Raw genomic sequence first — 20,448 nt, forward strand, 5'->3', positions numbered from 1 at the left:
ACTTTCAGCCCTACAAATGGCAAAACTTGTTTTTGAGATTTAAAAAAAAGCACTGAAAGTGCGTTGTATTTTAGCCCAGGCCAAAGTAATTCAAAGAATTACGGCGGCCTGGGTTAAAATTGCATAATGTACCTCGTCCGGCGAAGAAGGCTGATCGAAGCTGAACAATTGTTCCGGACGAAAATGGAGCAGAATCTCGCAAAGATGTGTATAAAGGGTAGATTCCTGTAGAGAGGGAATGAGGGAGAGTCGGCGAAATTCTGTTAGATTTTAATTTCTCATTGTAGTTTCCCGTCAATCGCGATTGTTTTATAAGATTGAATTTACTGTTTTTACGAAAAAAGCTTACTTTCATGCCATTAAAATTGTTTAGTTAGTAAGTAGTGCATGGAACTCGTCCCGATGTATCGGAACTCGTTTCACAGGTCCAAAAATCAATCAAATGTCTTTAATCAGGGTCACGAGGAAATTTCATTTCGAAATGGCGCATGCCTTGTATCAATACGATGGAATTTGCCGAAACATTCATGGTCACACCTATCATTTGGAAGTCACTTTACTGGGTGAACCAAAATCAGAGCCGGGTCATCCGAAAGACGGAATGGTCATCGATTTTGGTCTGCTTAAAGAATTGGTGCAGGATAACGTTGTGAAGCATTTCGATCATGCTCTGGTGGTAAATTCCCTGTTCCCCGACGATCACATCGAAGCCTTCAAAAAAGGTACCGAACGTTTGATCACGGTCGATTTTCAGCCCACCACTGAAAACTTGTTGCTACATTTTGCAGAAATTCTTCAACAAGCTTTCCCTTCAAACGTTTCACTTTTTAGCATGCGACTTTTCGAAACATCGAATTCGTATGCCGAATGGTTTGCAACTGATAATCCGTAATACATAAAAATATGCCAGAAGCCGGTCAACAAAAACTATTTCTTCTCGATGCTTTTGCATTGATCTACCGCAGTTATTTTGCTTTTATCCGCAATCCACGTTTCAACTCGAAAGGTGTAAATACCTCGGCCATGCTGGGTGTTACCAACACAATTGTGCAATTACTCGAAAATGAAAAACCGGATTATGTGGGCGTGGTTTTCGATGTGTCGGCACCAACTTTCAGGCACGACATGTACAAGGAATACAAAGCCAACCGCGAAGAAATGCCGGAAGATCTCAGGAAGTCAATTCCCTATATCCGGAAGATCATTGAAGCTTTTAATATTCCGATTATCGAAAAAGCGGGTTACGAAGCCGACGATGTGATCGGGACCCTGGCAAAAAAAGCGGAAAAAGAAGGTTTTACCACTTACATGATGACACCCGACAAAGACTATGCGCAGCTGGTTTCGGAACAGGTGCTGATGTTCAAACCCGGAAAAGCCGGTGGCGATGCGGAAGTGTGGGGCATGAACGAGGTGAAGGAGAATTTTGGCATCGAACGGGCTGAGCAGATGATAGATATTCTTGGTTTGATGGGCGATTCAGCCGATAACATTCCGGGATGTCCCGGCATTGGTCCCAAGACTGCGCAAAAACTTATTGGAGAATTCGGGAGTATTGACGGCATTTACGAGAATATCGATAAACTGAAGGGCAAGCAAAAAGAAAACCTGGTAGAACACGAAGAACAGGTTCGCTTATCACGGACACTGGCCACCATTATTACTGATGTACCGATTGAGTTTGACAAAAAAGGACTCACTCACGAAGAATTCCACAAAGAAGACCTGAGAAAGTTGTTCGAAGAACTGGAATTTAAATCGCTGATTGCGCGCCTTGGCTTAAGCGATGCGCAACCGGAAATGGCCTTTCAGGGCACGCTCTTCGGTACTCCGGAAACGGCAACACCGATAGAAACAAAATCAGTACAGACAATAGAAACTGTCCCTCATCAATATTACCTGGTTGAAACCGAGATGCAAAGGGCAAGCTTGCGTGCCGAACTTTCGGTACAAAAGGAGTTTTGTTTCGACACCGAAACCACGGGTCTTGACCCGCACACAGCTGAAATTGTTTGCATGTCGTTCGCGTTCCGGACTCATGAAGCTTATTGTGTTACTCTGCCTAAAAAACGCGAGGAAGCGCAAAAAATCATGGACGAATTCCGCGAGGTTTTTGCCGATGAAAAGGTGGTGAAAATCGGGCAGAACATTAAGTACGATATCCTGATTCTGAATAATTACAACATCCCGGTTAAAGGGAAATTGTACGATACCATGTTGGCTCACTATCTTATTCAGCCCGACATGAAACACAACCTCGACCAGTTGTGCCTGCAATATTTGAATTACGAAAAAGTGCACACCGAGGAGCTGATTGGGAAAAAAGGAAAAAACCAGTTGACCATGCGGTCGGTTTCAAATGAAAAGTTGCGCGATTATGCCTGCGAAGATGCCGATCTCACGCTGCAGCTGAAACTGGCCATCGATCCGGAACTGGATAAAGCCAACGTTCGTGAACTTTTTGATAGCATTGAAATGCCACTGGTACCGGTGCTGGCAAAAATGGAAAGTGCAGGTGTAAAACTCAATTCAGATGAACTGAACAAATATGCCGTTGACCTGCGCGAACAGATTATTCAGCTCGAAAAAGAAATTATTGAACTGGCCGGGGAAGATTTTAACGTATCGTCGCCAAAACAGATGGGGCCAATATTGTTTGAAAAGCTGAAGATCGACAGTAACGCGAAAAAGACAAAAACCAAGCAGTACTCCACTTCAGAAGATGTGTTGATACGATTGGTGGACCGTCACCCGATCGTACAAAAAATACTGGATTACCGCGGACTGAAGAAATTGCTATCGACCTATGTTGAAGCCCTGCCCTTGCTGGTAGACAAGCAAACCGGGAAAATACATACTTCGTACAACCAAGCCATTGCAGCTACAGGCCGACTGAGTTCGGTGAATCCGAACCTGCAAAACATCCCTATCCGCGATGCTGCCGGCCGCGAGATCAGAAAAGCATTTATTCCTTCGGATGATGAGCATGTTTTTTTATCGGCCGACTACTCGCAAATCGAACTTCGGATTATGGCAGCGCTAAGCGAAGATGAAGAAATGAAACGCGCCTTTAACGAGGGCAAGGACATTCACTCGATCACCGCTGCTAAAATTTATAAAATACCGGAAGATCAGGTTGATTCCGACATGCGGAGAAAAGCCAAAACAGCCAACTTTGGAATTATCTACGGAATTTCGGCTTTTGGATTGGCGCAACGACTCAACATCTCGCGCACCGAAGCCAAGGAATTGATCGATGGCTATTTCGAGAGCTTTCCGAAGATCAAAGAGTTTATGGACAAGCAAATAAAACTGGCGCAGGAGCAGGGTTTTGTGGAGACCATCAAAAGCCGCCGTCGTTATTTAAATGACATCAACTCGGCAAATGCTGTGGTTCGCGGAATGGCTGAACGAAATGCGATTAATGCTCCAATTCAGGGATCGGCTGCCGATATCATTAAAATCGCGATGATCAATATTCACCGCGAAATGGAGGCGCAAAAGCTACAATCGAACATGATCCTTCAGGTGCATGACGAATTAAATTTTGATGTGTACAAACCGGAACTGGAAGCGATGAAAAAGCTGGTAAAAACAAATATGGAGAACGCCGTAAACATTGGCGTTCAGTTGATTGTTGAAATGAACGCAGCAAGTAACTGGCTCGATGCACACTAAAAAATGATCGACGTAATAGTAACAGAAGAGGATTACAGGGAAGCTTTGGAACGTTTTCTACAGATTGGCGGAGCGCCAAAAAGCGAAGAAGAACTGTGGGAAATGTACCAACTTATGAGGCTTATGGAGGAATACGAAGACAAAAACTGCCGTTTCGATTAACAAGTCTGTTTTAACGTAGCATCCCGAAAAGCCAGCATAGCCTCGCGCTGAACATCTGTAATACTTTTCGACTTTTTTATTTTCTTGAATATCCGTGCATGATCATCAAAGTGCAGACTAAAATAAATCCAGAACTGCTTTAATTTATTCAGTGCATTCCCCGGATTATCGGCGGCCTGTAAATATGCTTCCACAATGCCGGCATGAAAATGTTGCAGCGTAAACCGCTTTTCAGCATCTGTAAATCGCCAACCTTTTATCTCGGCCGGAAGAAAAACGTTCATCAACACACCTCGCCCCAGCATCCAGTCGCTAACAGCAGAAAACTGCTCCGACCGACGTTGAAAATCGTCTACCGAAAAAATATCACCGTTGTATACTACCGGATGCTCTGATCTCTCGAGAGCGATCTGAAAAGCCATTTCGTTGACCGTTCCTTTGTACAACTGTTTGGCCACCCTGGCATGTACAATGATCTCACTAAGCGGATAGTCATTCAGCACCGAAATTACTTGCTCAATTTCGCTCGGATCGTTCAATCCGGCTCGCAGCTTTACTGAGAGCTTCAGTTTAAACTGTTCAAAAAAAGTATCCAGAATCGGCTTTAAACTTTCGGGATTTTGCAACAATGCCGAACCCCGCCCCCGGTTGGTAACCATTGGATACGGGCAGCCAAGGTTCAGGTTTACTTCGGCATAACCGTAGTTTTTTAATATTGAACCCAACAATTCAGTCTCTTGTGCATCGCGAACCAAAATTTGAGGAACAGCACGTCCGTACAGATTATTTCCCGGAAGAATTTCGCGTTCGTACTTGCGAACGATCTGTTCGTTCTGAACAGTAACATAGGGAATAAAATAAGCATCGACACTGCTAAAAATACCGGCATAAACTTTTCGGTAGATATAATCGGTGAAGCCTTGTATCGGTGCCAGGTAAATCATCTAATTTATTGCAATAAAATCCGGAATTAAAATACATATTTCAACAATACCTTGTTTTCGCCAGTGTTGAAATAAAATTTATAAGCCAACAAATTTGGTATCTTTGCCCGACGAAAGTATGGATGCCCGCTTTACATATCAGCAAGACAGTACACAGGCAAAAAGCTTGTTGGATCAGGTTCCGCAAAAGAACAGTCTTACCATTGAGCTTAAGCCTGTTTCGATAATGGATCTAAATGAACAACCAAGACAAAGCGTGGAAAGTACCAAAACTGAAACTCCAAAATATACAGTTGAGCAAATTCGAAACTGGCGCTTACAACAAGATCATAAATTACCTACCGACAGTTCGAAGTTTATTTCTTCGCGGTTGGATATGCAATTGTTGCAAACCGAAACCATCGACAATAAACTTATTTTACCCGAACGCAGCAAACCAGATACCGGTACCGACTGGCTGACGGTATTGCTTTTTGTTGGGATTTTACTGTTTGCTACCATCCGTTATTCCTATATAAAATACATTAAACATTTGTTTACTTCGCTGGTAAACTATCCAACAGCGGTTCGTATGTGGCAGGAAAGCAATTACCCGGCCTCGCATGCAGCCTATCGTCTCGACGTAATTTTTTACCTCACATTATCGATATTTGTGTATCAAACTCTTACCTATTTCGAAGTATCGAGGGCAAGCAATAAGCTAAGTTATTTTGCCATTGTTATTAGTGGTGTTCTCATTTATTTTTTTGGGAAAAAGTTACTTTACAAATCGCTGGGATTGCTGTTCGAAACCAAAACTGAAACCCTCGAATTCATTTTTAACACCGATAATACCTTCAGAGCGTTGGGATTAGTACTCCTTCCTCTCATTGCATTAGTATCGTTTTCTCCTGCGCAAAGCCCTCTTTTCCTGATCGTTACGGGTATTATTATAGTACTTGCATTTTATGCGATCATACTTCAAAGAGGTGTTTTAATTTTATTGAAGAAACAATTTTCTATATTTTATCTCTTTTTATACCTTTGTACCCTTGAATTTTTACCCTTGCTTTTAATTTATAAAGTAGTTGTAGTTGAATAGAAGGGGAATGTTTCATTAAAAGCATAAAACTTTGAAAGTCAAGAGCATTTTAGTTTCACAGCCGGAGCCACAAACAGCAAAGTCTCCTTATTTTGAATTAGCCGAGCGAAATGGTTTGAAGATCGATTTCAGGCCGTTCATTCAGGTTGAAGGCGTGCCTGCCAAAGAATTCCGCCAGACACGTATCCAGGTGCTGGATCACACTGCGGTAATTTTTACCAGTCGTACAGCCATCGACCACTATTTCAGAATTTGCCAGGAATTGCGCCTTACGGTTCCAGACACCATGAAGTACTTCTGCATTTCGGAAGCAACCGCATTCTATCTGCAGAAATACATAGTTTATCGGAAGCGTAAGATTTTTTATGCCAACGGTAAATTCGCCGATCTCACCAGTGTGATGAAAAAGCATGCCGATGAGCGCTTTTTGGTACCACTTTCCGACATCCACAAACAGGAAATTCCTGAGTTGCTTGACAAAGGTGGCTATAAGTATACAAAAGCAATTTTGTACAGAACTGTAAGTGCCGATCTTTCTGATCTTGCCGATATTAAATACGATGTATTGGTATTCTTCAGCCCGTCAGGGATCAAATCACTGTTTCAGAATTTCCCTGACTTTGAGCAAAACAGTACACGTATTGCCTGCTTTGGTCCTTCAACAGCCAAGGCGGTTCACGATGCCGGACTTCGACTCGATATTGAAGCTCCTACTGCACAGGCACCATCAATGACAATGGCGCTAGAGCAGTACATTAAAAAGAACAATAAAAACTAAAGCGAAAAATACATACTTTTGAAAGGCTGTTCGTCGACTGACGGATGGCCTTTACTTTTTCAATGGAAAACAAGGCGGAAATAACAACCACACAATCCCACTCTTTTAAGAAAGAAGAACGGCTTTGCAGTAAAAAAATCATCGACCGTCTTTTTTCTGAAGGCCAGTCGTTTCTCGCCTATCCCATAAAAGTCGTGTTTCTGCCAACAGAGTTGAATACTACTTTTCCGGTTCAGGCCGGTTTTACGGTTAGCAAGAAAAGCTTCAAACGAGCTGTTAAGCGAAACCGCATAAAGCGCCTGATGCGCGAAGCGTATCGCTTACACAAACACGAACTCTACCGGCAACTTAATGATCGCCAACTTGCCGTATTCTTTATATTTATTGGCAAAGAATTACCTGCCTATTCTTCAATAGAAGCCGGCTTCAAAAAAGCCTTCGATAAATTAATAAAGCAGTTGGAAGTTCCTTCCGATCATTAAATTCAACATTGAAGTAAAGAAAAAACCCCGCCAAGAAGACGGGGTCACTATATTCTGTTAAAAATATTCTGCTAAAGTAATTTGCCCAGGTTAGCAAATTTGTTGTTGTAGTCTTCAACCGACAGTCGAACAACTTCGAGCGCTTCTTCAGCTCCATAAGTTGCCGTGATTTCGGTATTGCTGTCAACTCCGGGCATATCTTTATAAGTAAGGAAGTAGTGCTCGAGACGTTGAATAACAACTGACGGAACTTCGCTTACATCTTTAAAATGACCGTAAACGGTGTCGTTGTCCAGAACTGCAATAATTTTATCATCGGCCTGATTACCGTCAATCATTCTGAAACCGCCAATCGGACGGGCAGTCACCAACAAATCGCCATGTGCGAGATCTTTTTCGGTTAGCACACAAATATCAATTGGGTCGCCATCGCCCTTTATGTCTTTTCGACCGGTTTTTTTATTGCAATACTCTCCTACTTTATCACCGCAATAAGTCTGTGGGATAAAACCGTAAAGCGCAGGTACCACATTCGAAAACTTTTGTGGCCGGTCAACACGCAGGTAACCACTGTCTTTGTCAATCTCGTATTTTACGGTGTCGGTTGAAACAACTTCTATAAATGCGGTAAGTTCTTCGGGGGCGTTAGGCCCGATATAAACGCCGTGCCAGGGGTGCGATTTATAACGCAGTCCCATCAGTCGTCCAATGGGATCTGAAATTCTGTCTACCATATTGATATATTTAGTTTTATTTCTGAAACCGTTAAAAACGGCGAATGTTCAAAAATAATGTTTCAATTCGATTAAATTGTGTTTTGGGAATTGATAATAATGAAGTCTTACATTATTCGGCAATATTAAAAGACTTATTGGTATTGTATTATTGCTAATTTCGTCCTAACTTGCTTATAGTTATTCAAATACCTATTCCGCTTCTATTCCGAAGGGAATGCGGGAGAATATTTCAATAACCTCTATTATTCACACATTAAATTCAAAATTGTATGAAAACAAATGTTAGACTATCATTTGGGCTCATCATGCGGACGAGCTCATTTGTGATCGTTGCTCTGTGTGTTTCCGGCACTTTCCAATCGTGCCAGAAAGAGGATGTTGAACTGAATCCGGCTACACTAAAAAGCGCTGTGGCAAAGGATTATTCTATCGATGGGATTTTGGATGTAGTTTTCGACAGTCAGGTTGTTAGAAGAGAAGGAAAACCTACGATTGAAAAACTGTCTATTGGAGACTTTAACATTGCTGATTACGATAATTGCTTTGAACTGCATGTTGCGAGTGAGTCGGTGTCAGCTGCCATTATTACTTTTAACGATCAGGTATTACTGAACACAGCTGATTTTTCCGGTGGAGAAGTTGATTATTCGCTTCAGCTTTGCGATTTAACAGCAGAATCGGTATTGGAGGTAGAAATGAGGGGCGAACCAGGTTCTTTACTTAATATCTGGTTGGAAGGGAAAATGACATCCTTCGTTGATGCCCGCGACGGTAAGAGGTACAAGGTGGTCCAGATTGGCGACCAGATCTGGATGGAAGAAAACCTCGGTTGGCTTCCAACTGTCAACCTCCGGACAGAGGGATCAGGCGTTGTTCCTCTGTACTATGTTTATGGTTATGAAGGAACCGATGTTGCAGCCGCAAAAGCAACCGAAAACTATGCCAAATTCGGAGCTTTATACAATTGGCCAGCCGTCGCAAATGCGGCTCCTGCCGGTTGGCATGTAGCCAGCGACGAAGAATGGAAACAAATGGAAATATTTCTGGGAATGCCGCCCCAAGAAGCTGAAGGAATTGCAAGTCGGGATACCCTTGGCGGAATATATTTGAAAGGGACAAGCACCTGGTTTGATAATGGCAACGGTACCAACTCCAGCGGGTTTAACGGCCTTTCATGTGGGTATCGTTCCAGCGCAGGCAACTTCTTTGGCCAGGGGGAATATAACAATTGGTGGACATCAACAGAATTTACACCTGCACTTGCTTATACCCGAAGATTGGTGAATAATGCCGATTGGTGCGGAAGAGCGCCGGTTCCGAAAGAATTCGGATTCAATGTACGGTGTATACGTAATTAAAAAATTAATCCTCTTCGAAGAATTTCGGTATTAGAAGTAGTTCCAAAAAAGATTCCCGGTCTATCCCAATTTTTGAGACTCCACTTTAAAAGTTTGAAATGGGGTGGACTGGTTTCTTTACCAGGTTTCAGTCGAAAAACACTCGATTGAAAAAAATTTATGCTTTCCCAATTGTATCAAGATATAACTTCTCAACCTTATCACGGGCCCACTGGGTCCGTCGTAAAAACTTCAGGCTCGATTTTATGCTGGGATCTTTTCGGAAACAATTGATTGGAATCATCTTACCCAATTCTTCAAATCCGTAGTAGCTTACTAAATAAACCACAATGGCCTCGAGTGTTTTCCCGTGAAGTGGATTATTGGGCTGTTCCATACATCAACTTTATTTGTAATAGATTCAGCGACAAAGATATTGATTTTGACCAAGCTTCATCTTTCAGAATACTAATAAACAAGAGGCTCATATCCTCTCCAAGCCCGAAACAATTTATCTGAAATATTAACAGATATTAGCCACTTTACTGTTTCTCGTAGCAACCTTAGAATTATGAGACCATTAAAGCATTGCAAAATATTTACAATCAACGTTTCTTCCTTCTGGCTGAAAGCCAGAGTTAATTCAGCCCAAGACAAAGTCTTGGGGATTTTCGCATTCATTTCAGATCGCCCTGAAAGGGCAGTTTAAAAGCTTATTCAAACCAAAGGTATTTCTCATCAAACTCGATTTCATACTTTTTCAGAAAAAGCAAATATTCTTCCTCGAACGACATCTTCTTGTGGTGAATATCCTGTTTCTAATGTATTCTTTTGTCCTCTGATGAAGCGAAGAACTCACCGAAAACCGGCATAACCACCTTGCCAACTAAAATTCAGATAGTGTCTCCCTTTAGTTTTTATCCATCTACTGCTGTGTCTTTTAATTTCTTCAACAAGCTTCGATAAAGCAATATTTTTCGACATAACACAAAGTATATGTACATGGTCCTTTACGCCATTTATAAGAATGGGAATCGAATCGTTATCCTTTATAATAGCTCCCATGTATGCAAACATTTCATCCCGTTCTTCATTTCTTATGAAAGCCATCGGATTCTTGATTCTAAAAATAATGTGTACAAATAATTTCGATAATGACTGTGACATAGGCTATACTATACTGCCCTTTCAGGGCGCTGATTCAATTTTCTTTATAGTTACCCGGGATTTATCCGGGGCTGAAATAAACTACCACTTCGTGGCGATTCGATTCCCAAATATTACATCCGACCTTAATGATCATTTCCTAGTGACATAATTTTCAACTGAACACTGCGACTGCCAACTTTATTACCCGCCCCAATTTTCGCGGTCGAGACTTCGGTAATGAATGGCCTCCGAAAGATGGTGAGCCTGCACATCTTGTTCTGCTTCCAGATCGGCAATGGTTCGGGCAACTTTCAAAATACGATCGTAAGCCCTGGCTGAAAGTCCCAGCCTGTCCATCGCATTTTTTATCAGATCGTTGCTTTCCTCATCCAACCGCACAAATTCCCTGATCTGCTTCGAATTCATTTGAGCATTGGCATAAACACCTTTGTATTCGGCAAATCGTTCAGCTTGAATTTTCCGGGCCTCAAGTACCCGTTCACGAACGGCCTCGCTATTCTCCGACGATTGCATCTCCGACAATTTTTTGAAGGGAACCGGCACTACTTCCAGGTGAATATCGATGCGGTCGAGTAATGGACCGGAGATTTTGTTCAGGTACTTCTGAACCACTCCCGGCGCACAAACGCAGTCTTTTGTTGGGTGATTGTAATAGCCACACGGACAGGGATTCATCGATGCCACCAACATAAAACTTGCCGGGTATTCCACCGAAAACCTGGCCCGCGAGATGGTAATGTTCCGGTCTTCCAGAGGCTGCCGCATAACTTCCAAAACAGTCCGTTTAAATTCAGGCAATTCATCGAGAAACAAAACACCGTTATGTGCCAGGCTAATTTCCCCCGGCTGCGGGTAATTTCCACCTCCAACAAGAGCAACATCGCTAATCGTGTGGTGCGGACTCCTGAAAGGGCGGCGCGTCATCAGTGATGTTTCCCGGTCGATTTTGCCTGCCACCGAATGGATCTTGGTGGTTTCAAGTGCTTCCTTCAACGAAAATGGCGGTAAAATAGTAGGAATCCGTTTGGCCAGCATGGTTTTACCACTTCCGGGAGGCCCGACAAGAATAATATTATGACTTCCTGCAGCGGCTATTTCCAGTGCACGTTTTACATTTTCCTGGCCTTTCACATCCGAAAAGTCGAGTGGATTATTATTTACCTGGGCATAAAACTCGGCACGAGTGTCAATTACGGTTGGTTCCATTACTTCTTCTCCGTTCAGAAAACCGATCACCTCCTTAATATTTTCTGCACCATAAACTTTTAGCTTATCAACAACAGCAGCCTCGCGGGCATTTTGTTTGGGTAAAATAAAACCTTCGAAACCTTCCTGGCGGGCATTAATGGCAATCGGCAACACACCTTTTATAGGCTGTAAAGTTCCGTCGAGCGACAGTTCGCCCATCAGGATATACTTTTCGAGTTTCGATGAATCGATTTGATTGGATGCCGCCAATACCGCAGCCGCCAGCGGAAGATCGTAAGCCGAACCTTCTTTCCGGATATCAGCCGGAGCCATATTGATAATGATCTTTTGCCGGGGCCACTTGTAGCCATTCAGCCGCAAAGCCGATTCAATACGTTGCTGGCTTTCTTTTACGGCGCTGTCAGGCAGGCCCACCAGGAGGAATTTAATCCCGGTGGTGACATCAACTTCAATGGTAATGGTAGTTGCATCGATTCCAAATACTGCGCTTCCGAAGGTTTTTACTAGCATAAGCGGGCATATTAGTGTAAAAACTTAAATTTAATGAAAATGAACGACTTATAAAACGGGAGCGTTACAGAACATCTTTTTATAGCAAACAGCAACAAGGCACAAAACTTCCCACTTGTATACTAATTCTTAACCCTAACTCAATATTCTGCATTCGTTTATGAGACTAATTCGGAATACTATACTTTTGTAGGAGTAAGAACCGAACGACGAATAATGGGCCAAATAGTTGAAAATACTCAGACTGTAGGAAATACACTTTTAGAGGTTGGTGCTTTGCTGATGAGTTCCGGGGCAAGTACGCACCGTACCCGGGTAACTCTGAACCGTATCGCCAATGGACTGGGCTACGAAATTGAATCATTGATTACCCAGCGGGCTATAATGCTAACTATCATTGAAGAGGATCAAAAGTATTTATTCAGTCGCCTGAAACGAATTTCGCCACTCAAACCCAATTTCAAAATGGTGAGTGGTATTAGTCATCTCAGCTGGAATGTAATGGAAGAAAAGTGGTCGTTACAGCAGATTAATGCAGAGCTGGATCGCTTAAAATCCTTACCACATTATCCGCGGTGGGTACTGCTAACCACGGTTGGTGCTGCCGGTTCGGGGTTTTGTTACCTGTTTGGAGGTGATCCCTTGAATATGCTTGTTGCCTTTGTAGCTACTGTTATAGGGCTTTTTGTAAGGCAGGAAGCTACAAAGCTAAAATTCAATCCCTATCTGTGTGTCTTTTTTGCCGCCTTCGTCGCATCATTTATTGCCGGATTATCGGAGCTTTTTGGAATTGGATCTCAACCCGATAAAGCGGTTGCCACTTCAGTACTTTTCCTGGTGCCTGGTATTCCGCTCATTAATTCAGTAACCGACATGATAGATGGGAATATTCAAAATGGACTGGTGCGTGCAATAAACGGTTTGATGATAGCCTTTGCGATTGCAGTCGGATTATTTACTTCAAGAATGATTTTAAATTTTTAAACGATGCTTGAATTACTGTTAAAAGGATTTTGGTCGGGAATTGCAGCTGTCGGGTTTGCCATTCTCTTTAATGTGCCAAAGCGAACGCTCTTTCCGATTGGTGCTTTGGGCGCAATTGGCGGATTAGTAAAATTCGGGCTCATGTATTTTGGAGTTGGAATCGTATTCTCCTCCTTTGTTGGAGCTACTGTTGTTGGAATCATCAGTATACAAATGGCGCACTTAAAGAATAGTCCCCCACTTGTTTTTTCCATTCCCGGAGTTATTCCGATGGTTCCCGGAGCATTTGCCTACCGGATGATGTTGGGCCTGATTGCACTCATTCAACTTGAAGATTCCGATACGTATATACAAACGCTCATCGACATGGTAAATAATGGAGCTAAAATGTCTTTTATCCTAATGTCGCTGGCCATTGGCGTTTCTATGCCGATGCTGATCACCCGCAAGGAATCAATTAAAAGATCGAAGTTTAATAAGGAGAAAAAAGTTACAGTGTAGCTTCCGCCGGCTTCCTGTAAAACCAGGGAATAATAATTTTTACGCAACTAAACCAAATTAAATGATCGTGAAAAAGATATTGGACCTAACATTGTCACTACTGATAATTGCACTGTTAGCCATTCCGGCAGTTGCAAAGCAATCCGATTCAAATAGTGATTATACTGCTAAACAAAAGAATCCTCAGTCGCAGTGGACGGGTAAAAAAGTGGCCTTTTTAGGCGATTCGATGACGCAGAAACGCGACAGTGCCATCCGGGTTTACTGGGAATACCTCGCCGACCTAATGGGAATAGAACCATTTGTTTATGGAATAAGCGGCAACCAGTGGGACGGCATTTACCGACAGGCGCAAAAGTTGAAACAGGAAAGGGGAACCAATATCGACGCCATTCTGATTTTCGCGGGAACCAATGACTACAACCACAACATTCCTCTGGGGAATTTCTACAACGAAACTGCCAAAGAAACCAACTTTAACGGAACCACGGTTACCCGAAAGTACCGGACTCTGATCGAAAATGACAGCACTTTTTGTGGCCGTATCAACAAGGTGATGGCTTTTCTAAAATCGAATTATCCCGATCAGCAAATTGTGATCATGACACCGATTCACCGGGGATTTGCAAGCTTCAACGAAAGAAATGTACAGCCCGAGGAAAGCTTTTCGAACGACCTTGGACTTTACATCGACAACTATGTGAAGACTTTAAAAGAAGCCGCTTCGGTGTGGGCCGTTCCTTTGATCGATCTCTATTCGACCAGCGGACTTTACCCGATGCTGGATTCAAATATCAAGTATTTCTCGAACGCCGAAACCGATCGTTTGCATCCCAATTCGGCCGGTAATTACCGATTGGCAAAAACTATTCAATACCAGTTGCAGGCGCTGCCTGCTGATTTGGTAGAGGAATAAACTTCTCCAACGCCTACAAAAAAGGATGGCATCCGTATGTGAATCAAATCAAACGGATGCCATCCTTCTTTGTAACATCATTTCTTCCGATGGCATTTTGCCATTGGCTATACGGATAAAAAGTGGAGTTATGGCACTTTGCCATTGCCCTTTCAACACATAAATTAAGCCGTGGCAGGTTGCCAAAGGCCGAAGTACGGAAAAGTAGAGCTATGGCAAGTTGCCAAATGCCGAATCACGGATAAGTGGAGCCGTGGCATTTTGCCAACACGTCAAGTAGCAAAAATCCGGATTGTGGCATTCTGCCATTTATAAATAATCATTCAAGAAATAGAAATTGTAACTTCCGCCCAACCGATATTGATAAACGATAGTATTATTTTGAAGTAAGGTAAGCAAGTAGAAAACCAGGTATTTGGTCGAATCAAAACAGCTTCTTCCTTTTTACAAGGTACGAAAACAGCACCTCTTTAAAATCTTTGTTTATATCAGCTTCGGCGAGGTCGATCTGGTACTGTCCACATTTAATTTTCAGGTCTTCGAAATATTCGCTTACCGTTGAAACGTAGTGTTTTTTTACCTCCCAGGGATTAAACTTCACCACCTGCCCGCTTTCGAGGTCAACAAACTTATGCGGACGGTTCGAGAATTCGAATTCGCGTTCGAGCGAATGATCGGTAACATGAAAAAGAATAACCTCGTGTTTGTTGTAACGAAGGTGTTGAAGTGCAGAAAACAATTCGTCGGTCTTTTGGCTGTCGAGCATGTCGCTGAAAATGATTACCAGCGAACGTTTGTGAATGTTCTCGGCAATCTGGTGCAACACCTCGGTTGTGTTTGTGTTTTTTCTTAAGTGCGCGTTCTCGGGCTGAATCAGTTCCGACAGCTTGCCGTACATAATCTCGGCATTTACTGACGAGATACGTGGATTGGTTTGAAATTCGATTTTATCGGAGAACAGTGTCAATCCAACGGCATCGCGTTGTTTACGCATCAGATAAATCAAGGCTGCAGCAGTGTACACCGAAAAAGCCAGTTTGTTGTGCAGGTGCTTGCTGCCTTTCGAATAGGGGAACAACATCGACGAAGAAGTATCGATAACCAGCTGACAACGCAGGTTAGTTTCCTCTTCGTATTGTTTTACAAAAAGCTTGTCGGTTCGCGCATAAAGTTTCCAGTCGATATGTTTGGTCGATTCACCCTGGTTGTAAAGGCGGTGTTCGGCAAATTCAACCGAAAAACCGTGAAAGGGACTTCGGTGCAAACCCGTGATAAATCCCTCCACTACCTCGTGGGCGATCAGTCCAAGATTATCGAACTGGTGAAACTGCTCTATGTCGAATATATTCTTCAAAGCATTAAATGAATTCACCGGGTGACTGTTTGAACATTCGCAGAGCCACCCGGTGAATACTATAAATTGTTAAGGATTACAGCAGGGCATCCAACTTGGCAGTAAACACCTGTTTTGGAGCTGCTCCAACCTGCTTGTCTACTACTTCACCGTTTTTCACAAACAACACAGTTGGGATGTTTCTGATACCATATTTCATGGCAACATCCTGGTTGTTGTCAACATCAACTTTACCGATCACTGCTTTACCATCGTATTCTGATGACATTTCTTCAACGATTGGTGCAATCATTCGACAAGGGCCACACCAAACAGCCCAAAAATCCAACATTACCGGTTTGTCTGAGTTGATTACCAATTCTTCAAAATTGGCATCTGTAATTTCTAAAGCCATAATAAATTGTTTTTATTGTTATCTGTTTAATATTTCGCAAAACTAATTAATTCTGTAAGTCATATCCGATTGATCTTCAAAAAAGTTCAGGAATGTATCCGACGGAAAAACTTTGGTTGTTCTAGAAAACATTTCAAGATGCATATTGTTTTCCGGATCGAAAACATTGAACTTTAAAAGGGCTTTCCCCTTGTGTTCTTCCGATAACTGCTGAATATCTTCCACCAGTTTTTTTGTCAGAACCTGAATGGGAACATTGATGGTAATGCTTTTCACGTAGCTCGAACGCACATCGTCCAACAGCTCGATACTGTTTACTTTAAACTCGTAATAGTCGTTACTACCGAACCTCGATTTCACGGTTCCTTTCACCATGATGAACAGGCCGACTTTACAAAACTTGCTAAAGTTCACGTAGTCGTTTCCAAAGAAGAACAGTTCCTTTGCATCGGTATAATCCGAAAGTGTGAGCGTGGCATACATGTTCCCGTTTTTCGACTGACCTTCACGGGCCGCGGTTACCATGCCGCCAAACGTAAAATCGCGGTCCTTGTATTTTTCTATATCGTTATTCAGGTCTTTTAAAGCCACATCTCTCGAGCAGAAATTAGTGATTTCCAACTTATAATCGTCGAGCGGGTGAGCCGTCAGATAGATTCCGATGAAGTTCTTCTCCTTTTCGAGCATAATAACTTTTGCCCACTCCTCCACATTGGGGATGATCGGTTTTTGCACCACCGATCCGGTATCCATTCCTCCAAACAGGCTTTGCTGGGCGCTGTTTGCTTCCAGCTGAATTTTGTTCCCGTAGCGGATCAACTTTTCTATAAAGTTGGTATCATCCGTTTCGTTTTCACCGGCAAAAAAGCAACTTCGTTTTATTCCGTTCAGGTTATCAAATGCACCGGCCATTGCCAGTGCTTCAAGGTTTTTCTTGTTTACACTCTGAAGGTTGACATTCTCAACCACATCGAAAATGGTTTTAAAGGCACCTACTTTTTCACGTGTATCAATAATGTTCTGAACAGCGCCTGAGCCAACTCCTTTTATGGCCCCCATCCCAAAGCGGATGTCGCCATTTTTGTTGGCAGTAAACTTGATAAAACTCTCGTTTACATCGGGACCAAATACATTCAGCTTCATGCGTTTGCATTCGGTCATCAATTTGGTGATATCTGCAATATTACTGAGGTTTCGGCTAAGGTTGGCCGCCATAAACTCTGCAGGGAAATGTGCTTTCAAATATCCGGTTTGATAGGCGATGTAGGCATAACATACCGAGTGCGACTTGTTAAAGGCATAAGAAGCAAAGGCTTCCCAGTCTTTCCAGATCTTTTCGATCACATCTTCCGGTTTCTTTCCGGCATTTTTACATTCATCAACAAAACGGAAATTGGCTTTACACCCGGCAACAAATTTTTCCTTTAGCTTATTCATCACCGCCATGATCTTTTTACCCATGGCCTTACGCAGCGTGTCGGAGTCACCACGTGTAAATCCGGCCAGCAACCTCGAAAGTAACATCACCTGTTCCTGGAAGACCGTAATTCCGTAGGTATCGCTCAAATACTCCTCCATCATCGGCACATCGTAATCTACTTTTTGCCGCCCGTGCTTCCTTGCAATGTAGTCCGGAATATATTCCATCGGTCCCGGACGATATAAAGCATTCATCGCAACAAGGTCTTCAAAACGGTTAGGTTTCAAATCGCGCAGGTGTTTTTTCATACCGTCGGATTCAAACTGAAAGATGGCAGTGGTTTCACCGTGACTGAATAGCTCGAATGTCTTTTCGTCGTCAAAGGGAATTTTGTCGATATCGATTTCGATACCTTTCGAAAGCCGGATATTTTCGAGGGTTTCTTTTATAATCGACAGTGTCTTTAAGCCAAGGAAGTCCATTTTCAGCAAACCGATATCCTCAACAAAACGTCCGTCGTATTGCGTGGTCAACAGGTGTTCCTCATCCTTGGTAGGCATCAGCGGAATATGATCAGAAAGCGGATCGCGGCTGATAAGAATACCACAGGCGTGTACACCCGTTTGACGTACCGATCCTTCCAGCGTTTCGGCAAATTTTATGGTTTGCGAAACCAGTTCGATGCCCGAACTTTTTTCTTTTAACAGTTCCGGACTTTCCTTGAAAGCTTTCGGGAAGCTCATTTTCGGGGCATCGGGTACCAGTTTTGCCAGACGGTCGGCCTCGGGAAGCGGCAATTTCAATACACGCGCCACATCGCGAATTGCCGATTTTGTGGCCATGGTACCAAAAGTACAGATGTGTGCCACTTTATCGCGGCCATATTTATTGGTAACGTAGTCGAGCACGAGTTGTCGGCCGTCGTCATCGAAGTCGATATCAACGTCGGGGAGTGAAATACGGTCGGGATTCAGGAAACGCTCAAATAGCAGGTCGTATTTAATGGGGTCGATGTTAGTAATTCCGCAACAATACGACACAGCCGCCCCCGCTGCAGAACCACGCCCCGGACCAACCAGTACTCCGTTCTCTTTTGCCCAGTTGATAAAATCCTGGGTAATGAGGAAGTAACCGGGATAACCCATTGTTTTAATGGTATTCAGTTCGAATACCAGGCGCTCCAAAACGCTATCTTCCAACGGATCGCCGTAACGTTCTTTAGCGCCTTCAATGGCAAGATGCTCGAGATAGGCCGATTCCAACTTTACACGGATCACTTTTTCGTATCCGCCAAGGCGTTCAAAAGCAGCTTCTCCAAATTCTTCTTTTAAGTCATCGGCCGAATATTTCGCTTTGAATTCCTCCTCTGTTCCTATTTCTTCCGGAATGGGGAATACCGGCATGATTGGTGCCGAATTCAATTCGAAATTTTCAATCTTTTCGGCAACTTCTTTGGTATTTTCCAGCGCTTCGGGAATGTCGCGGAACAACTCATTCATTTCAGCCTGCGTTTTGAACCATTCCTGTTTGGTATAACGCATCCGGTTTGGATCGTCGAAATCCTTCCCGGTATTCAAACAAATGAGCAGGTCGTGTGCATCGGCATCCGCTTCATTTGTAAAGTGAATATCGTTGGTAGCAATCAACTTCACTCCCAAACTTTTTGCAAGCCGCACCAGGTGCCGGTTCACCTCTACCTGCCGATCGTAAACTTCCTCCCGCTCTCTTGGCGACAGGGCCGGATGACGCATCAGTTCAAGGTAATAATCTTCACCAAACAAATTCTTATACCACAAAATAGCGTCCTCGGCTTCCTGCATCCGGTTGGCCATAATCAACTGAGCAATTTCACCTCCCAGGCAAGCCGAAGAAGCAATTAAACCTTCGTGATGTCGTTCAAGTAAGGTTTTATCGATGCGGGGTTTATAATAAAAACCTTCGGTGTTGGCTACTGAAATCAATTTGATCAGGTTGCGGTAACCGGTTTTGTTTTTGGCCAGCAGAATAAGGTGATGCCCCGAACGGTCGACTTTATCCGATTTATCGTTAATGGTACGCGAAGCCACATATGTTTCGCAGCCCAAAATAGGTTTGATTTCATTTTTGGAGCAGGCTGCATGAAACTCTTTCACACCAAACATGGTTCCGTGATCGGTTAATGCAAGCGCATTCATCCCGTCGCTTTTTGCCTTAGTTACCAGATCGTTGACACTGGCTGCCCCGTCGAGAATCGAATACTGTGAATGTACGTGTAAATGAATAAAAGGAACCATAAATGTTGTATAAAAAACGTCCCTTAAAGTTAGGGATTTTAACGCCTGAATCGGGGCGTGTTAATAAATTTTGAAAGATTGAAGGGGCAAAAAAAAGCCCTGACGCGATGGTCAGGGCTGATACTAAATATTTTCAGCGATGAGCTTTGCCAGTTCCTCCATTTCCTCAGGCGGAAATTTGGTTTTGTCGGTAAAGTTCAACAAATCCTGTTCGCTTTGCATGGGCACCAAATGGATGTGCGCATGTGGAACTTCGAGCCCCAGAACCATTACTCCAACTTTTAGGCAGGGAACAGCTTTTTCGAGTCCCTTGGCTACTTTTTTGGCAAACATTTGTAATCCGGCATACGTTTCGTCATCCAGATCGAAAAGATAATCCACTTCCTTTTTAGGAATTACCAAAGTGTGTCCTTTGGCCGTTGGAAAGATATCGAGAAAAGCAAAAAAGTTCTCGTCTTCCGCTACCTTATACGAAGGGATTTCGCCATTGATTATTTTGGTAAAAATGCTTGCCATTC

Annotated in this window: 19 protein-coding genes; 10 read left to right on the forward strand and 9 right to left on the reverse strand. The window is 43.1% G+C overall.

The genetic code is table 11. The features are described 5' to 3' along the window. Positions 1 to 442: 442 nt before the first annotated feature. The 3 genes from HFD85_RS12785 to HFD85_RS12795 are packed head-to-tail and all read left to right on the forward strand — an operon-like array spanning position 443 to position 3,840. On the forward strand, positions 443 to 892 hold the full coding sequence (locus tag HFD85_RS12785; RefSeq protein WP_167610253.1) for a 6-pyruvoyl trahydropterin synthase family protein: 450 nt from the start codon (positions 443 to 445) through the stop codon (positions 890 to 892). A gap of 11 nt (positions 893 to 903) precedes the next feature. Next, complete coding sequence (gene polA, locus HFD85_RS12790) at positions 904 to 3,678, forward strand: DNA polymerase I (RefSeq protein ID WP_167610256.1); 2,775 nt, start codon at positions 904 to 906, stop codon at positions 3,676 to 3,678. Positions 3,679 to 3,681: 3 nt separating this feature from the next. Then, positions 3,682 to 3,840 carry a hypothetical protein gene (locus tag HFD85_RS12795; RefSeq protein WP_167610259.1) on the forward strand — a complete coding sequence of 53 codons (159 nt, stop codon included), beginning with the start codon at positions 3,682 to 3,684 and terminating at the stop codon, positions 3,838 to 3,840. Here the strand turns inward: HFD85_RS12795 and HFD85_RS12800 are convergent. Beyond that, on the reverse strand, positions 3,837 to 4,784 hold the full coding sequence (locus HFD85_RS12800; RefSeq protein ID WP_167610262.1) for a tRNA-dihydrouridine synthase family protein: 948 nt from the start codon (positions 4,782 to 4,784) through the stop codon (positions 3,837 to 3,839). The genes HFD85_RS12795 and HFD85_RS12800 overlap by 4 nt on opposite strands. 103 nt (positions 4,785 to 4,887) lie before the next feature. Between HFD85_RS12800 and HFD85_RS12805 the strand changes: the two genes are divergently transcribed. The 3 genes from HFD85_RS12805 to rnpA all read left to right on the forward strand — a co-directional run bounded on the left by HFD85_RS12805 (position 4,888) and on the right by rnpA (position 7,125). Continuing rightward, positions 4,888 to 5,865 (forward strand): DUF4271 domain-containing protein, encoded by a 978-nt coding sequence (locus tag HFD85_RS12805; RefSeq protein WP_167610265.1) that lies wholly within the window; start codon positions 4,888 to 4,890, stop codon positions 5,863 to 5,865. Positions 5,866 to 5,896: 31 nt separating this feature from the next. Beyond that, on the forward strand, positions 5,897 to 6,643 hold the full coding sequence (locus tag HFD85_RS12810) for a uroporphyrinogen-III synthase (protein WP_167610268.1): 747 nt from the start codon (positions 5,897 to 5,899) through the stop codon (positions 6,641 to 6,643). Between the two features lie 62 nt (positions 6,644 to 6,705). Further along, a complete protein-coding gene (gene rnpA, locus HFD85_RS12815; protein WP_167610271.1) occupies positions 6,706 to 7,125 on the forward strand; it encodes a ribonuclease P protein component in 420 nt (139 codons plus the stop codon). A 71-nt stretch (positions 7,126 to 7,196) separates the two neighbouring features. Here the strand turns inward: rnpA and HFD85_RS12820 are convergent, their stop codons facing one another. Beyond that, the gene (locus tag HFD85_RS12820; protein ID WP_167610274.1) at positions 7,197 to 7,859 is read right to left on the reverse strand and encodes an inorganic pyrophosphatase; all 663 of its coding nucleotides are present in this window, start codon (positions 7,857 to 7,859) and stop codon (positions 7,197 to 7,199) included. Between the two features lie 272 nt (positions 7,860 to 8,131). Here HFD85_RS12820 and HFD85_RS12825 point away from each other — a divergent pair, with 272 nt between their 5' ends. Next, positions 8,132 to 9,220, forward strand: coding sequence for an FISUMP domain-containing protein (locus HFD85_RS12825; protein ID WP_167610277.1), 1,089 nt, complete (start codon positions 8,132 to 8,134; stop codon positions 9,218 to 9,220). Between the two features lie 157 nt (positions 9,221 to 9,377). Here HFD85_RS12825 and HFD85_RS12830 read toward each other — a convergent pair whose 3' ends face one another. From HFD85_RS12830 to HFD85_RS12840, 3 genes are all read right to left on the reverse strand, one after another. Then, the gene (locus HFD85_RS12830) at positions 9,378 to 9,596 is read right to left on the reverse strand and encodes a VF530 family protein (protein WP_167610280.1); all 219 of its coding nucleotides are present in this window, start codon (positions 9,594 to 9,596) and stop codon (positions 9,378 to 9,380) included. Between the two features lie 458 nt (positions 9,597 to 10,054). Next, the gene (locus HFD85_RS12835; RefSeq protein ID WP_240925047.1) at positions 10,055 to 10,309 is read right to left on the reverse strand and encodes a transposase; all 255 of its coding nucleotides are present in this window, start codon (positions 10,307 to 10,309) and stop codon (positions 10,055 to 10,057) included. A gap of 240 nt (positions 10,310 to 10,549) precedes the next feature. Continuing rightward, positions 10,550 to 12,088, reverse strand: coding sequence for a YifB family Mg chelatase-like AAA ATPase (locus HFD85_RS12840; protein ID WP_167610283.1), 1,539 nt, complete (start codon positions 12,086 to 12,088; stop codon positions 10,550 to 10,552). Positions 12,089 to 12,304: 216 nt separating this feature from the next. On the opposite strand from HFD85_RS12840, the gene HFD85_RS12845 reads away from it, so the two are divergent. The 3 genes from HFD85_RS12845 (at position 12,305) to HFD85_RS12855 (ending at position 14,489) form a co-directional block, all read left to right on the forward strand. After that, entirely contained in the window at positions 12,305 to 13,072 is a 768-nt protein-coding gene (locus HFD85_RS12845; protein ID WP_167610286.1) for a threonine/serine exporter family protein, read from the forward strand. Positions 13,073 to 13,075: 3 nt separating this feature from the next. Next, the gene (locus tag HFD85_RS12850) at positions 13,076 to 13,573 is read left to right on the forward strand and encodes a threonine/serine exporter family protein (protein ID WP_167610289.1); all 498 of its coding nucleotides are present in this window, start codon (positions 13,076 to 13,078) and stop codon (positions 13,571 to 13,573) included. 67 nt (positions 13,574 to 13,640) lie between these two features. After that, on the forward strand, positions 13,641 to 14,489 hold the full coding sequence (locus HFD85_RS12855) for an SGNH/GDSL hydrolase family protein (protein ID WP_206081969.1): 849 nt from the start codon (positions 13,641 to 13,643) through the stop codon (positions 14,487 to 14,489). Positions 14,490 to 14,913: 424 nt separating this feature from the next. Here the strand turns inward: HFD85_RS12855 and HFD85_RS12860 are convergent, their stop codons facing one another. The 4 genes from HFD85_RS12860 to HFD85_RS12875 form a co-directional block, all read right to left on the reverse strand. Continuing rightward, on the reverse strand, positions 14,914 to 15,861 hold the full coding sequence (locus tag HFD85_RS12860) for a DUF58 domain-containing protein (protein WP_206081970.1): 948 nt from the start codon (positions 15,859 to 15,861) through the stop codon (positions 14,914 to 14,916). A gap of 58 nt (positions 15,862 to 15,919) precedes the next feature. Then, positions 15,920 to 16,237 carry a thioredoxin gene (gene trxA / locus HFD85_RS12865; RefSeq protein ID WP_167610295.1) on the reverse strand — a complete coding sequence of 106 codons (318 nt, stop codon included), beginning with the start codon at positions 16,235 to 16,237 and terminating at the stop codon, positions 15,920 to 15,922. 42 nt (positions 16,238 to 16,279) lie between these two features. Further along, a complete protein-coding gene (gene dnaE, locus HFD85_RS12870) occupies positions 16,280 to 19,930 on the reverse strand; it encodes a DNA polymerase III subunit alpha (RefSeq protein ID WP_167610298.1) in 3,651 nt (1,216 codons plus the stop codon). Positions 19,931 to 20,053: 123 nt separating this feature from the next. After that, the gene (locus HFD85_RS12875) at positions 20,054 to 20,446 is read right to left on the reverse strand and encodes an HIT family protein (RefSeq protein ID WP_167610301.1); all 393 of its coding nucleotides are present in this window, start codon (positions 20,444 to 20,446) and stop codon (positions 20,054 to 20,056) included. Positions 20,447 to 20,448: the final 2 nt, after the last annotated feature.

This window comes from Maribellus sediminis, assembly GCF_011799805.1.
In the GTDB taxonomy this organism is placed as follows: Bacteria; Bacteroidota; Bacteroidia; order Bacteroidales; family Prolixibacteraceae; genus Draconibacterium; species Draconibacterium sediminis_A.

Bases quoted from the DNA above. Each gene is read 5' to 3' on its own strand.
- HFD85_RS12785 (WP_167610253.1), top strand. From the start codon at position 443: ATGTCTTTAATCAGGGTCACGAGGAAATTTCATTTCGAAATGGCGCAT.
- polA (WP_167610256.1), top strand. From the start codon at position 904: ATGCCAGAAGCCGGTCAACAAAAACTATTTCTTCTCGATGCTTTTGCA.
- HFD85_RS12795 (WP_167610259.1), top strand. From the start codon at position 3,682: ATGATCGACGTAATAGTAACAGAAGAGGATTACAGGGAAGCTTTGGAA.
- HFD85_RS12800 (WP_167610262.1), bottom strand. From the start codon at position 4,784: ATGATTTACCTGGCACCGATACAAGGCTTCACCGATTATATCTACCGA.
- rnpA (WP_167610271.1), top strand. From the start codon at position 6,706: ATGGAAAACAAGGCGGAAATAACAACCACACAATCCCACTCTTTTAAG.
- HFD85_RS12820 (WP_167610274.1), bottom strand. From the start codon at position 7,859: ATGGTAGACAGAATTTCAGATCCCATTGGACGACTGATGGGACTGCGT.
- HFD85_RS12825 (WP_167610277.1), top strand. From the start codon at position 8,132: ATGAAAACAAATGTTAGACTATCATTTGGGCTCATCATGCGGACGAGC.
- HFD85_RS12830 (WP_167610280.1), bottom strand. From the start codon at position 9,596: ATGGAACAGCCCAATAATCCACTTCACGGGAAAACACTCGAGGCCATT.
- HFD85_RS12835 (WP_240925047.1), bottom strand. From the start codon at position 10,309: ATGGCTTTCATAAGAAATGAAGAACGGGATGAAATGTTTGCATACATG.
- HFD85_RS12840 (WP_167610283.1), bottom strand. From the start codon at position 12,088: ATGCTAGTAAAAACCTTCGGAAGCGCAGTATTTGGAATCGATGCAACT.
- HFD85_RS12845 (WP_167610286.1), top strand. From the start codon at position 12,305: ATGGGCCAAATAGTTGAAAATACTCAGACTGTAGGAAATACACTTTTA.
- HFD85_RS12850 (WP_167610289.1), top strand. From the start codon at position 13,076: ATGCTTGAATTACTGTTAAAAGGATTTTGGTCGGGAATTGCAGCTGTC.
- trxA (WP_167610295.1), bottom strand. From the start codon at position 16,237: ATGGCTTTAGAAATTACAGATGCCAATTTTGAAGAATTGGTAATCAAC.
- dnaE (WP_167610298.1), bottom strand. From the start codon at position 19,930: ATGGTTCCTTTTATTCATTTACACGTACATTCACAGTATTCGATTCTC.
- HFD85_RS12875 (WP_167610301.1), bottom strand. From the start codon at position 20,446: ATGGCAAGCATTTTTACCAAAATAATCAATGGCGAAATCCCTTCGTAT.